Origin of the sequence: Pseudoruegeria aquimaris (assembly GCF_900172235.1) — a bacterium.
Lineage (GTDB): Bacteria > Pseudomonadota > Alphaproteobacteria > Rhodobacterales > Rhodobacteraceae > Pseudoruegeria > Pseudoruegeria aquimaris.
In genome coordinates, this window is sequence record NZ_FWFQ01000004.1 from 161,311 (window position 1) to 174,925 (window position 13,615).

Annotated in this window: 12 protein-coding genes; 8 read left to right on the forward strand and 4 right to left on the reverse strand. The window is 66.8% G+C overall.

The window, feature by feature from the left end; all coding sequences use genetic code 11:
- Positions 1 to 50: 50 nt before the first annotated feature.
- Positions 51 to 755 (reverse strand): cobalamin B12-binding domain-containing protein, encoded by a 705-nt coding sequence (locus tag PSA7680_RS04720; RefSeq protein ID WP_085867508.1) that lies wholly within the window; start codon positions 753 to 755, stop codon positions 51 to 53.
- A 187-nt stretch (positions 756 to 942) separates the two neighbouring features.
- On the opposite strand from PSA7680_RS04720, the gene PSA7680_RS04725 reads away from it, so the two are divergent.
- Positions 943 to 2,064 (forward strand): PA0069 family radical SAM protein, encoded by a 1,122-nt coding sequence (locus tag PSA7680_RS04725; RefSeq protein ID WP_085867509.1) that lies wholly within the window; start codon positions 943 to 945, stop codon positions 2,062 to 2,064.
- Between the two features lie 16 nt (positions 2,065 to 2,080).
- Here PSA7680_RS04725 and bmt read toward each other — a convergent pair whose 3' ends face one another.
- Both bmt and PSA7680_RS04735 read right to left on the reverse strand, forming a co-directional pair.
- Complete coding sequence (gene bmt, locus PSA7680_RS04730) at positions 2,081 to 3,097, reverse strand: betaine--homocysteine S-methyltransferase (protein ID WP_085867510.1); 1,017 nt, start codon at positions 3,095 to 3,097, stop codon at positions 2,081 to 2,083.
- Positions 3,098 to 3,318: 221 nt separating this feature from the next.
- Positions 3,319 to 3,633 (reverse strand): DUF1476 domain-containing protein, encoded by a 315-nt coding sequence (locus tag PSA7680_RS04735; protein ID WP_085867511.1) that lies wholly within the window; start codon positions 3,631 to 3,633, stop codon positions 3,319 to 3,321.
- A gap of 164 nt (positions 3,634 to 3,797) precedes the next feature.
- Between PSA7680_RS04735 and purC the strand changes: the two genes are divergently transcribed.
- From purC to PSA7680_RS04770, 7 genes are all read left to right on the forward strand, one after another.
- Complete coding sequence (purC, locus tag PSA7680_RS04740) at positions 3,798 to 4,559, forward strand: phosphoribosylaminoimidazolesuccinocarboxamide synthase (protein WP_085867512.1); 762 nt, start codon at positions 3,798 to 3,800, stop codon at positions 4,557 to 4,559.
- Positions 4,560 to 4,630: 71 nt separating this feature from the next.
- On the forward strand, positions 4,631 to 4,870 hold the full coding sequence (purS, locus tag PSA7680_RS04745) for a phosphoribosylformylglycinamidine synthase subunit PurS (RefSeq protein ID WP_085867513.1): 240 nt from the start codon (positions 4,631 to 4,633) through the stop codon (positions 4,868 to 4,870).
- A gap of 2 nt (positions 4,871 to 4,872) precedes the next feature.
- Entirely contained in the window at positions 4,873 to 5,910 is a 1,038-nt protein-coding gene (locus tag PSA7680_RS04750; protein WP_085867514.1) for a zinc-dependent alcohol dehydrogenase family protein, read from the forward strand.
- A 67-nt stretch (positions 5,911 to 5,977) separates the two neighbouring features.
- A complete protein-coding gene (purQ, locus tag PSA7680_RS04755) occupies positions 5,978 to 6,646 on the forward strand; it encodes a phosphoribosylformylglycinamidine synthase subunit PurQ (protein WP_085867515.1) in 669 nt (222 codons plus the stop codon).
- Positions 6,647 to 6,691: 45 nt separating this feature from the next.
- Positions 6,692 to 8,449, forward strand: a complete 1,758-nt coding sequence (locus PSA7680_RS04760) for a sensor histidine kinase (RefSeq protein ID WP_085867516.1) — start codon at positions 6,692 to 6,694, stop codon at positions 8,447 to 8,449.
- Between the two features lie 6 nt (positions 8,450 to 8,455).
- The gene (locus PSA7680_RS04765; RefSeq protein ID WP_085867517.1) at positions 8,456 to 9,787 is read left to right on the forward strand and encodes a sigma-54-dependent transcriptional regulator; all 1,332 of its coding nucleotides are present in this window, start codon (positions 8,456 to 8,458) and stop codon (positions 9,785 to 9,787) included.
- Between the two features lie 450 nt (positions 9,788 to 10,237).
- On the forward strand, positions 10,238 to 13,066 hold the full coding sequence (locus PSA7680_RS04770; protein ID WP_085867518.1) for an Rne/Rng family ribonuclease: 2,829 nt from the start codon (positions 10,238 to 10,240) through the stop codon (positions 13,064 to 13,066).
- A gap of 112 nt (positions 13,067 to 13,178) precedes the next feature.
- Here the strand turns inward: PSA7680_RS04770 and PSA7680_RS04775 are convergent, their stop codons facing one another.
- Positions 13,179 to 13,406, reverse strand: coding sequence for a sulfurtransferase TusA family protein (locus PSA7680_RS04775; protein WP_085867519.1), 228 nt, complete (start codon positions 13,404 to 13,406; stop codon positions 13,179 to 13,181).
- Positions 13,407 to 13,615: the final 209 nt, after the last annotated feature.

Consider the following 13,615-nt stretch of genomic DNA (forward strand, 5'->3'; position numbering starts at 1 on the left):
TGGGGGTGGAAGCGGGCGCTGCCAAGGCCGCGCCCGCGCCGCCTGCGGGCTCAGCCCGCCGCCATCTGGTTGTGTTTGCGGGCCATGAATTCCTTGGCCGTCTCCACCGCCACGGCGGCATCGCGGCAGTAGGCGTCGGCGCCGATGGCCTTGCCGAATTCCTCGTTCAGCGGCGCGCCGCCCACGAGCACGATGTAGTCGTCGCGCAGGCCCTTCTCGACCAGCGTGTCGATGACGACCTTCATGTAGGGCATCGTGGTGGTCAGCAGCGCCGACATGCCGAGGATGTCCGGGCCTTCGGTCTCCAGCGCTTCGAGGTAGGATTCCACGGCGTTGTTGATGCCGAGATCCACCACTTCGAAGCCCGCGCCCTCCATCATCATGGAGACGAGGTTCTTCCCGATGTCGTGGATGTCGCCCTTCACGGTGCCGATCACCATCTTGCCGACGCGCGGCGCGCCGGTTTCGGCCAGCAGCGGCTTGAGGATGGCCATGCCGCCCTTCATCGCGTTGGCGGCCAGCAGCACCTCGGGCACGAAGAGGATGCCGTCGCGGAAGTCGTTGCCCACGATCGTCATGCCGCCCACCAGTGCCTCGGTGAGGATGCGGTAGGGCTCCCATCCGCGTTCCAGCAGGATGTTGACGCCTTCCTCGATCTCTTCCTTCAGCCCGTCGTAGAGATCGTCGAACATCTGCTGGACAAGCTCGTCGTCCGGCAGTTCGGACAGGATGATATCGTCTTCTTCTTCGGACATGTCATGCACTCCAATTGCTGGCCGAGAGCCCATCTGCTGCCACACCATGCGCAAATTCGCGTTTGCCAACTTGGCAAATAGCGACATGGGCGCCTTCGCTACCGACGCGCGCAGGCGTCGGGAGCCGGTGGACACAGGGGGCGCGGGGCCCTTTAAAATGTTCTGCTTTCGTTCTATCCTGCCCCGCATGGACAGGAAGCACCGAAACGAGGGTCGCGCGCCGGCGGCGCGCGCGGCGCAGGCCTTCGCGGGCCGCGTGGCGCGGGGCCGGGGCGCGGCGGGCAACGACAGCGGGCGCTTCGAGCCCTTGAGCCGGAGCCTTGAGGCCGACGGCTGGGAGATCGCGGAGGAGGCGCGCGTTCTGCGCACCGAGGTGCGCGAGGAACGCCCGCGCAGTTTGATCACCTACAACCGCTCGCCGGATCTGCCGTTCGATCGCTCGATCAACCCCTACCGGGGCTGCGAGCACGGCTGCATCTACTGTTTCGCCCGCCCGACGCACGCCTACCTCGGGCTGTCTGCGGGGCTGGATTTCGAGACCCGCCTCGTCGCGCGGCCCGAGGCGCCGCAGGTGCTGGAGCGGGAATTGCGCCGGAAGGGCTACGCCTGCGCGCCGGTGGCCATCGGCACCAATACCGACCCGTACCAGCCGATCGAGGCCGAGCGCGGCATCATGCGCCGCATCCTCGAAGTGCTGCAGGCCTTCAATCACCCGGTGGGCGTGGTGACGAAGGGCAGCCTGGTGGAGCGCGACGCCGATATCCTGGGCGCGATGGGGCAGGCGGGTCTGGCGCGCGTCGGCATTTCGATCACCACGCTGGATGCCGGGCTGAGCCGCAGGATGGAGCCGCGTGCCCCGGCGCCGAAGCGGCGTCTGGCGATGATTCGCAGGCTGGCGGAGGCGGGCTGCGAGGTGCGGGTGATGGTGGCGCCACTGATCCCCGGCCTGACCGATCACGAACTGGAAGAGATCCTCGCCGCCGCGCGCGAGGCCGGCGCCGGCGCGGCCAGCTACATCATGTTGCGCCTGCCGCTGGAGGTGGCGCCGCTGTGGGAGGATTGGGTTCAGGAGCATGTGCCGGACCGGGCGGAGAAGATCTTGAGACGATTGCGGGAGATGCACGGCGGAGCGCTGTATGACTCGCGGTTCCGGCACCGGATGCGCGGGCAGGGGCCGCACGCCGAGCTGACGCAGGCCCGTTTCCGGGCCGCCTGCCGTCGGCTCGGGCTTGCGGAGCGGCTGCCGCCCCTGCGCAGCGATCTCTTCGCCGCGCCGGCGCGGGCCGGGGATCAGCTTTCGCTGTTCTGACCCGGCCACCGTGCGTTCACGAGCGGCGGCGGCGGCGCGGGCGGGCCGGGGCGTTGGCCGCGTCCTCGCCTGTGCCGTCGGAGGCGGAGGAGAAGCCGCCGAGAGCCGCCGCGATGGTTTCCAGCGTGGGGCGTTCGCCGCGCGGGCGGCTTTCCAGCGCGGCGCGCATGGCCTTCAGATGCTCCGGCGTCGTGCCGCAGCAGCCGCCGATGATGGTGGCGCCGCAATCGCGGGCGAGGCAGGCGTAGTCGGCCATCAGCTCCGGCGTGCCGTCATAGTGGATGTGGCCGTCGTGGTATTTCGGGATGCCCGCATTGCCCTTGGAGATCAGCGGCGTTTCGGTGCCCCGCGCGGAAAAGCCCAGCACGGTGCGCAGCAGGTCGGAGGCGCCCACGCCGCAGTTGGCGCCGAAGGCCAGCGGCTGGTGATCGAGCTTGGCGACGAGATCCACCATGTCGGAGGAGGTGACCCCCATCATGGTGCGCCCGGCGGTGTCGAAGCTCATGGTTCCGCACCAGGGCATCCCGGCGCGGCGGAAGGCCTCGGCGGCGGCCTTGAACTCCTCGGGCGCCGAGATCGTCTCGACCCAGAGAACGTCCACGCCGCCTTCCTTCAGCCCCTCGGCCTGCTCGTGGAACATCTCCACGGCGGCATCGTAGGTGAGCGAGCCCATGGGCTCCATGATGTCGCCCGTCGGGCCGACGGAGCCGGCCACGACGACGGGCCGCCCGGCGGCGTCGGCCACCTCGCGGGCCAGTTCGGCGCCGACGCGATTCAGCTCGCGCACGCGGCCCTGGGCATCGTGCAGCTTCAGGCGCGAGGCGTTGCCGCCGAAGGTGTTGGTGAGAAACAGATCGGAACCGGCCTCCACGGCGCCCCGGTAGAGGGCGCGGATCTTGGCGGGCTCATCGACGTTCCAAAGTTCGGGCGCGTCGCCGGAGGACAGCCCCATGTTGAACAGGTTCGTTCCCGTGGCGCCGTCGGCAAGCAGCCAGTCGCGGTCGGCCAGCAGGCGGGAAAGGGCGTTTGTCATCGTCTCGGGCCTCATCAAAGCAAAGAGGGCCGCGCCATCGCCGGGCACGGCCAATCGTTGCAGCGCTAGTGCCAGAAAGCCGCGGGGAGCGCAAATTCATATCGCTCATAATGATGATGAGCGGGATGTGAACGGCTTGACGCCAAAGGAAAAGGCGCGGCTCCCGGAGGGGGCCGCGCCTTGCGCTCGTTTCGCGGTTGCACAGGCCGGCGGGCCTTCCGTCAGGCCTCGCTGGCCAGCTGTTCCTTGGCCACGACCAGCAGTTCGGCCATCTTGGCGCGGATCTCGTCTTCGCTGGCAAGGCCGTCAAGGTCGGCGGCCACCTTGCGCACCACGTCCTCGTGGCCGGCTTCCTCGAAATCGGCGAGGATCACTTCCTTGGCGTAGGCGTCCGCCGCTTCGCCTTCCTTGCCCAGCAGCCCCGCGGCCCAGAGGCCCAGCAGCTTGTTGCGGCGGGCGCCGGCCTTGAAGAGCATCTCCTCGTCGTGGGCAAATTTGTTCTCGAAGGCGCTTTCGCGATCGTCGAAAGTGGTCATGTCGCGTCCTCTCGGCACTTGGTGTTGCGGTTCACGGTATCATATGGCCCCGCCGTCTTGGGGCCGCAAGGAAATAGCGCCTTCTTGCGACAATTCTCGCCATGGCTTATAGGGCGGCTGAAACGGGAGGACACCTCTGCCACCCAACCCGCATCGGAGATTCCATGGCACGGCGCAAAAAGCTTTACGAAGGCAAGGCAAAGATCCTCTATGAAGGCCCCGAGCCCGGCACGATCGTGCAGTATTTCAAGGACGACGCCACCGCTTTCAACGCCGAGAAGCGCGACGTGATCGAGGGCAAGGGCGTGCTCAACAACCGCCTGAGCGAGTTCTTCATGAAAGGGCTCAACAACATCGGCGTGCCGACCCATTTCATCCGCCGGCTGAACATGCGCGAGCAACTCGTGCGCGCGGTGGAGATCGTGCCGCTGGAGATCATCGTGCGCAACTTCGCCGCAGGCTCCATGGCCAAGCGGCTCGGCCTCGAAGAGGGCACGCAGCTGCCGCGCCCGATCGTCGAATTCTCCTACAAGAACGACGAGCTGGGCGATCCGCTGGTGCCGGAAGAATACATCATCGCCTTCGGCTGGGCCTCCCAGCAGGATCTGGACGACATCGTGGCGCTGGCGCTGCGGGTGAACGATTTCATGTCGGGCATGATGATGGGCGTCGGCATCAAGCTGGTGGACTTCAAGATCGAGGTGGGCCGCGTCTGGGAAGGCGACTACCAGCGCCTGCTGGTGGCCGACGAGATCAGCCCCGACTCCTGCCGCCTCTGGGACATCGAGACCGGCCAGAAACTCGACAAGGACGTGTTCCGCCGCGATCTGGGCAGTCTGACGGATGCCTACACCGAAGTGGCCCGCCGCCTCGGCGTGATGCCCGGCAACGTGTCCCAGGCCTCCAAGCCGACCCTGATCAATTGAAAGCACCGGGCGGGGCTGCCCTCGGCCACCGTCCTGAAGTTCATTCCAAGACCTGCAAGGAAACTGACCCCATGAAAGCCCGCGTACACGTCATGCTGAAGACCGGAGTTCTGGACCCGCAGGGCGAGGCCGTGCGCCACGCGCTCGGCACGCTGGGCTTCGAGGGGGTCCAGGGTGTTCGGCAGGGCAAGGTGATCGAGCTGGATCTCGCCGAGACCGATCCCGCCGCCGCCGAGGCCAGCGTCAAGGAGATGTGCGAGAAGCTGCTCGCCAACACGGTGATCGAGAGCTACTCGGTCGAACTGGTGTAACCATGCGCGCCGCCGTCCTGCGGGAATACAACGCCGATCTGTCGCTCGAAGAGGTGGCCGATCCGGCGTGCCCGGAGGATGGTGTCGTTCTCAAGGTGGAGGCCTGCGGCGTCTGCCGTTCCGACTGGCACGGCTGGGTGGGGGAACATCCCCGGGTCAAACCCGGCCAGATCCCCGGCCATGAATACTGCGGCACCGTGGTGGAGGCCGGCCCCCGCGCCACCTACAAGGTGGGCGACAAGCTGGTGGCGCCCTTCATCCTGGCCTGCGGCAGCTGCCCCTCCTGCCAGTCCGGGCATCAGAACACCTGCCCCAACCAGCGGCTGCCCGGTTTCGTCGAGCCCGGCGCCTTCGCCGAATACGTGGCGGTGCCCTTTGATCACAATCTCGCCCGGCTGCCCGAGGGGCTTGCCTCCACCGTGGCGGCGGGGCTGGGTTGCCGCGTCACCACCAGCTGGCACGCGCTCACAGGGCGCGCCGCGCTTCAGGCGGGCGAATGGCTTGCGGTGCATGGCACCGGCGGCATCGGGCTTTCGGCCATGCTGCTGGGCAAGGCGCTTGGCGCACGGGTCGTGGTGGTGGACATCGTGCAGGAAAAGCTCGACCACGCGCTTTCGCTGGGCGCCGATGCGGCGGTGAATGCCCGAGAGGGCCGCGTGGCCGAGGCCGTCCGCGAGATCACCGGCGGCGGGGCGCATGTGAGCGTCGAGGCGCTCGGCATCGCGGCCACCACCAATGCCTCCATCGAATGCCTGCGCCCGCTGGGCCGCCACGTTCAGGTGGGCCTGCCGCTCGGCGATGCGGCGCGGATGGAGATCAACATGAACGCCGTCTACATGGGCAATCTCGCCCTTTACGGCACCCGCGGCATGCCCTCGTGGCGCTACCCGAGCCTGCTGTCGCTGATCGAAAGCGGCGCGGTGGACATGAGCCCGCTGATCGCCCGCGAGATCCCGCTTTCCGGCGCCAGCGCGGAACTGCGCGCCTTCAACGGGCCGACGCCGCCGGGCGTGGCCGTCATCACGGATTTTACACGCTGACGGGGCGCGGGGCCTTCCCCCGCGCCGCGCAATAGGCTAGAGCGCCGCCAAGCAAGGAGATGCCCCCATGAAAGCCGCTGTCGTCGTATTCCCCGGTTCCAACTGCGATCGCGATCTCGCCGTCGCGCTGAAGGCGGTGGGCGCCGATGTCACCATGGTGTGGCACAAGGATACGGCGCTGCCCGAGGGGCTGGATTTCGTCGGCGTGCCGGGCGGGTTTTCCTTCGGGGACTATCTGCGCTGCGGCGCCATTGCGGCGCAATCGCCCATCTGCCGCTCGGTGGTGGAGTTCGCAAACCGCGGCGGCTACGTCTTCGGCGTCTGCAACGGCTTCCAGATCCTCACCGAAACCGGGCTTCTGCCGGGCGCGCTGCTGCGCAACGCGGGGCTGAAATACATCTGCCGCACGGTGCCGCTCACGGTGCAGACCACCGACAGCGCCTTCACCTCCGGCTATGCCAAGGGGCAGGAGATCCAGATCCCGATCGCCCACCACGACGGCAACTACACCGCCGATGCCGAGACCGTGGCCCGGCTCCAGGGAGAGGACCGCGTGGCCTTCACCTACGGCGACAACCCCAACGGCTCCACCGCCGACATCGCCGGCATCCTGTCCGAGAACCGCCGCGTGCTCGGCATGATGCCCCACCCGGAGCGGGCGGCGGATGCCGGCCACGGCGGCACCGACGGGGCGGCGCTTTTCCGCTCGCTTTTCGACCAGATGGCAATGGCTTAACCGCCACCGCTTGCCGCTTCCCGCCGGCAGGCGTAGATTCGGGCCATGTCCCAGGATGCGAAACAAGCCCCGATCCGGGAGGAAACCACGACGTGGCGCCTGCGCCTCGCCGTGCTTCTGTTCGTGCTGGTGGCGGTGTCCGTCGTCTGGGTCACCAACCTGTTTCTCACCGAGCGCTACACCGAAACCACGCGCAACACCGCGCAGGTGCGCCAGGCGCTCTATTCAGGCAACCTGCTGAGCGAGCTGCGCCGCAACGCCATCGTGCCCCAGCTTCTGGCCCGCGATCCCACGCTGATCGGGGCGCTGAACTCGGGCGACTACAGCCAGACCTCGCAGCGGTTGATTTCGCTGGTGGAGCAGATCGCCGCCGGCTCGCTGATGCTGCTCGATGAAAACGGGCGCGTCGTCGCCGCCTCCGATCGCAACCTGATCGGGAAGAACCTGCGCACCGAGCCCTATTTCGTCGAGGCGGTGCGCTCAAACGACACCGTGTTCACCCAGATCCGCACCGAGACCGGCGCGACCGATTTCTTCTATTCCCGCAAGATGGAAGGCGTGCTCAACACCCAGGGCGTGATCGTGGTGGGGGTGGATCTGCGCAAGTTCGAAAGCACCTGGTCCTCGATCTCGGACGCCGTGCTGGTGACCGACAGCGAGGGCACGATCATTCTCGCCACCGAGCCGCGCTGGCGCGGCCGCACCGAGGCCGAGGCGCTGGCGGAGCTGCCGGCCCCCTCCGCGATCACCCGCGCGCTGCGGGCCACGGCGGACTGGCCGGCGCTGCCGGTGGATGCCTACCTCCAGGGCGACAGCCTGATGCGGCTGGAAAGCCGGATCCCCTTCCAGGGCTGGCGGATGACCTCCTTCACCACCTACAACTCGGTGCGGGAGCGGGTGAACGGCGTGCTGGCGCTGGAGATCATGGGGTTCGCCATGCTGCTGGCGATGGCCTTCTACCTGCTGTCGCGCAAGGCGCAGCTGCGCTCGCTGATCTTCCAGCGCGAAAGCGCCGAGCTGCGCGAGCTGAATCAGCGCCTACAACGCGAGATCAGCGAACGGCAGCGGGTCGAAAAGAACCTCGAAGTGGCCGAGCAGACGCTGGCGCAATCCTCCAAGCTGGCCGCGCTCGGGGAGATGAGCGCCGCCGTGAGCCACGAGTTGAACCAGCCGCTGGCGGCGATGAAGACCTATCTCGCCGGCGCCAAGCTGCTGCTTCAGCGCAAGCGCCCCGAAGAGGCCGTGGCCTCCTTCCAGCGCATCGACGACCTGATCGAGCGCATGGGCGCGATCACCAAGCAGCTCAAGAGCTACGCCCGCAAGGGCGGCGAGGAATTCGTGCCGGTGGACACCCGCGACGCGGTGCTGTCGGCGCTGTCGATGATGGAGCCGCAGCTGCGGCGCCGGCAGGTGCGGATCACCAAGTCGATCCCGGCGGAGCCGGTGCTGATCATGGGCGATCGCGTGCGGCTGGAGCAGGTCATCATCAACCTGTTCCGCAACGCGCTCGATGCCACGCGCACCGTGGCCGACCCGGAAATCGAGATCCTGCTGTCGGCCGGCGAAACCGTCACCCTCACCGTGCGCGACAACGGCACCGGGATCGAGGATCTCGAGTCGCTGTTCGAGCCCTTCTACACCACCAAGCAGCCGGGCGACGGCGTGGGCCTCGGCCTTGCCATCTCCTCGGGGATCGTGAAGGATCTCGGCGGCCGGCTGACCGCACGCAACGGGGAAGACGGGGGGGCTGTATTCCAGGTCCGGCTCCCCATATTGACCGATGAAATCGAAGCAGCCGAGTGAGGCCCAATGGCGCAAGCTATGAAAATCGCGATCGTGGATGACGAACAGGACATGCGGCAGTCGATCAGCCAATGGCTGGCGCTCTCCGGGTTCGACACCGAAACCTTCGCCAGCGCGGAAGACGCGCTCAAGGCGCTGGGGCCGGACTATCCCGGCGTGGTCGTCTCCGACATCCGCATGCCCGGCATGGACGGGATGCAGTTCCTCAAACGCCTGATGGGGGCCGACAGCGCGCTTCCCGTCATCATGATCACCGGCCACGGGGACGTGCCGATGGCGGTGGAGGCGATGCGGCTGGGGGCCTTCGACTTCCTCGAAAAACCCTTCAACCCGGATCGCATGACGGAACTGGCCAAGAAGGCAACCCAGGCGCGCCGCCTCACGCTCGACAGCCGCGCTCTGCGCAAGGAACTGGGCGACGGCGACGCGGTGATGCGCAAGCTGATCGGCTCCTCCCCGGTGATGGAGCGGCTGCGCGAGGACATCCTCGATCTGGGCCAGGCCGACGGCCACGTTCTCATCGAGGGCGAAACCGGCACCGGCAAGACGCTGGTGGCCCATGCGCTGCACGCCGTCGGCTCGCGCGCAGGCAAGAAATTCACCGTGCAGAGCTGCGCCGCGCTGGAAGACGACGCGCTTGGCCGCCGCCTGTTCGGCCCCGTCGATGATGATGGTGCGCTGCCCCTCGTGGAGGCCACGCGCGGCGGCACGCTGGTGCTGGAAGACATCGAGGCGCTCAACGAGGTCAACCAGGCGCGGCTCCTGAGCTACATCAACGAGCAGGGCACGCCGGCGGAAACACGCATCGTGGCGATCTGCAACCTCCAAGAGCAGGGCAAGACCTGCGAAAGCGTGCTGCGCCCGGATCTCTACTACCGGCTGGCCGCGCTCAAGATCACCCTGCCGCCGCTGCGCCAGCGCGGCGAAGACATCCTGACGCTCTTCACCCGGCTCGCCGAGCAGTTCGCCGAGGAATACGGCTGCGAAACCCCGCAGGTCTCCGCGCAGGAAGCGGCGCAGCTTCTGCAGGCGCCCTGGCCGGGCAACGTGCGCCAGCTCATCAACCTGGTGGAACGGGCGGTGCTTCAGAACCGGCGCGGCTCGGGCTCCATCACCTCGCTGCTGATGGCCGACACCGAGGACGTGCAGCCGGTGATGACGACGGAAGGCAAGCCGCTGAAGGAATACGTGGAAGCCTTCGAACGGATGCTGATCGACAACACCATGCGCCGGCACAAGGGCTCCATCGTCAACGTGATGGATGAGCTCTGCCTGCCGCGCCGCACGCTGAACGAGAAGATGGCGAAATACGGCCTGCAGCGCTCCGACTACCTGTGACGGGGCGTCCGCAGCCGCTTTCATGGCCCGCAATGCGGGCTGTGGATAATTTTGCCCATTGTAATCTTCCGAGCAGTGGCTTTAATGTCGTGCTACGGCGATCACTCCCTTTTTGGGGCCGCAAGGCACCGGGGCGCGGATCGTTTTGTGAGTTTTTCCGGCACCCTGCCTGCCCTCGGGAAGGAGCGGCAGGACCGGACCGCAGGGCCTTGAGGCCCAGACACGTTCGCCCGATGCGCGAAGAGCGCCGGGCCATCAATTGGCGCCGCATCCCCTGCGGCGTCGGAGAAGAAACGCGATGAGACGCGCAACATCATACAGGCAGGCAGGCAGGGCCCACAGGGCCGCCGCGCAGGCCGTTGCAGCGTCCGAATTCGCCCTTGCAGAACAACACCCGCAACGCATGGCTCCTCCGGGAGGCCGGGCGGATGCGCGGTGCAAAGAGACAACATGGCTAAGAAAATGCTCATCGACGCCACCCACGCGGAAGAAACCCGCGTCGTGGTGGTGGACGGAAACAAGGTCGAGGAATTCGATTTTGAGTCCGAAAACAAACGTCAGCTCGCTGGCAACATCTACCTCGCAAAAGTCACCCGCGTAGAGCCTTCGCTTCAGGCGGCCTTCGTTGACTATGGCGGCAACCGCCATGGCTTCCTGGCGTTTTCCGAGATCCACCCCGATTACTACCAGATCCCCGTGGCCGACCGCGAAGCGCTGCTGGCCGAAGAGCGCGCCTACGTGGCCTCGCTGAACGAGGACGAAGACGAGAAACCGGCGAAGAAGACGCGCTCCCGCTCGCGCTCGCGCAGCAAGGCGGCCGCGGCGAAATCCTCCGATGCGGTGGAAACCAGGGAAGTCGAGACCGAAGACGCCGCCGCCATCCCCGGCATGGACGTCGTGGATCTGGACACCGACGAGGACGGCCTCGAAGGCAGCTCGCCGATGGAACTGGTCGGCGAAACCCCGGTGGAGACGCCGGCGGCGGATGAGGGCGAGGATTCCCCCGATGCCGATATCGATGTCGATGACGCCGATGATGCCGATGAAGAGGGCTCCAAGGGCCGCACGGCCTCCGAGAAGGACTCCGACATCGAGAGCGTCGCTGAAGAAGACGTGACCGAGGAAATCCGCCCGCCACGCAAGCCGCGCCCGCGCCGCTACAAGATCCAGGAAGTGATCAAGGTGCGCCAGATCCTTCTGGTGCAGGTCGTCAAGGAAGAGCGCGGCAACAAGGGCGCCGCGCTGACCACCTACCTGTCGCTTGCCGGCCGTTACTGCGTGCTGATGCCCAACACCGCCCGTGGCGGCGGCATCTCCCGCAAGATCACCAACGCCGCCGACCGCAAGAAGCTGAAAGAGATCGCCAACGAGATCGACGTGCCCGATGGCGCCGGCCTGATCATCCGCACCGCCGGTGCAAAACGCACGAAATCCGAGATCAAGCGCGATTACGAATACCTGCAACGCCTCTGGGAGCAGATCCGCGAACTGACGCTCAAAAGCGTCGCGCCCGCGCCGATCTACGAGGAAGGCAACCTCATCAAACGTTCGATCCGCGATCTCTACAACCGCGAGATCGACGAGGTGATCGTCGAGGGGGCCGAGGGCTACCGCACGGCGAAGGACTTCATGAAGATGATCATGCCGTCCCACGCCAAGAACGTGAAGCAATACACCGATCCGCTGCCGCTCTTCGCGCGGTTCCAGGTGGAAAGCTATCTCGCCGGTATGTTCAACCCCACGGTGCAGCTGAAATCCGGTGGTTACATCGTGATCGGCGTCACCGAAGCCCTCGTGGCGATCGACGTGAACTCGGGCCGCGCCACCAAGGAAGGCAGCATCGAGGAAACGGCCCTCAAGACGAACCTCGAAGCCGCCGAGGAAGTGGCGCGCCAGCTGCGCCTGCGCGATCTGGCCGGGCTCATCGTGATCGATTTCATCGACATGGAAGAGCGCAAGAACAACGCCGCCGTCGAAAAGCGCATGAAAGACAAGCTGAAGACCGATCGTGCCCGCATCCAGGTGGGCCGCATCTCGGGCTTCGGCCTCATGGAAATGAGCCGCCAGCGCCTGCGCCCGGGCATGATCGAGGCCACGACCCAGCCGTGCCCCGCCTGCCACGGCACCGGCCTGATTCGCTCGGACGACAACCTCGCGCTGTCGATCCTGCGCCAGCTTGAAGAGGAAGGCGTGCGCCGGCGCTCCCGTGAAGTTCTGCTGAAAGCCCCGATTGGCATCGCGAACTTCATCATGAACCAGAAGCGTGAGCATGTTGCGCAAATCGAAAGCCGCTATGGTCTTTCCGTGCGCGTGGAGGCCGATCCGCATCTCGTGAGCCCTGATTTCACCATCGAGCGTTTCAAGACGGCCACCCGCGCCGTTACGCAGGTGGCTGCGCCGGTTGTATCCGTCGATACCTCCGCGATCATGGACGAGGTGGACAAGGACGAAGAGGCCCAGGCCGAGGCCGAGGTGGAGATCCCCACCGAGGAGGCGGCCGAGGAGCAGCAGCCCAAGAAACGCCGCCGCCGCCGTCGCCGCCGTCGCTCCAAGTCGGGCGAGAACGGGGAGAACGTGTCCAACGAGAACGCCGCGGAGAACGGTTCTGAAAACGGCTCCGACGAGGCTGCGCAGGCCGAGGACGCCGCCGAAACCGGCGACGCCCCTGAAGCTGCCGCCTCCGAGGCCGCCCAGGCCGAAGCGGCTGAGTCCGCCACCGAGGAGGCGCCCAAGCCTGAAGAGGCCGGCGAAACCGAGGAGAAGCCCAAGCGCCGCCGCACCCGCTCGCGCAAGAAGAAGGTGAGCGAGGAAGAGGCCAAGCCGGAAGACATCCCGGCGGAGGCTGCGGCGCCTGATGCCGCGCCGGCAGATACCGCACCGATCCCGGACGCCGCCGAGGCCGAGGAGGCCCCCAAGGAGGAGGCCGCCGCCGAGCCCGCCAGCGAAGAGGTGACGGCCGAGGAAGCGCCCGCCGAAGCGCCGGAAGCCGAACAGGCGGAGGCCGAGGAAGCCGACGCTGAGGCGCCGGAAGCCGAACAGGCCGAGGAAGCCGCTGCCGAGGAAGTCGTGTCCGAGGAACCGGCCGAGGCGACCGCCCCGGAAGCCGCCCCGGAGGCAGCCCCGGAAGATGCTTCGGAAGCCGCGGAGGCCGAAACGGCTGACGTGTCCGAAGCGCCGGAGGCGGAGGAGCCCAAGCCCGAGATGGCCGAAGCCACCGAGCCGGCCGCCGAGGCCGAGCCGGGCAAGCCCAAGCGGCGCGGCTGGTGGTCCGTCGGCTGAGGCATGGGCCAGCACGAATGAGGAAAACGCCGGGCATTGCCCGGCGTTTTTCGTTTCCCGCGGTCAGGTGTCGTGCATCAGGTGTCGTGCAGCGGTGAAGCTTCGGTGCGCGTCAGGCCTTGCGCACGTAGAAGGCCATGTGGCCGTCGGCTTCCTGCATCTCGATGAAGCCGTTGCCGGATTCGTTGCAGTAGTGCGGCACGTCCACGACGGCGGCCGGATCGTCGGCCCGCAGGCAGGCCACTTGACCCGGTTCCAGCGCCTGGATGCGCTTGCGCAGCCGCAGGACGGGCAGGGGGCACAACAGGCCGATGGCGTCGATTTCGAGATCTGCTTTCATGCCTTCCGAGGTAATCCCGCGCCTGCGCCTTGTCCACGGGATTGTGACGTTCTGTGCCCGTGACCTTTCCGCGGCGCTCGGCTAGGTCGTGAACTCATAAACGGGATTCCGTTTTTGGCGGTGTGATGATTCACTTTCGGAAACGGAGGTGAGCATGACGGGCAGACACGATGTGAGCGATGCGGAATGGGCGGTGATCTCGCCGCTGT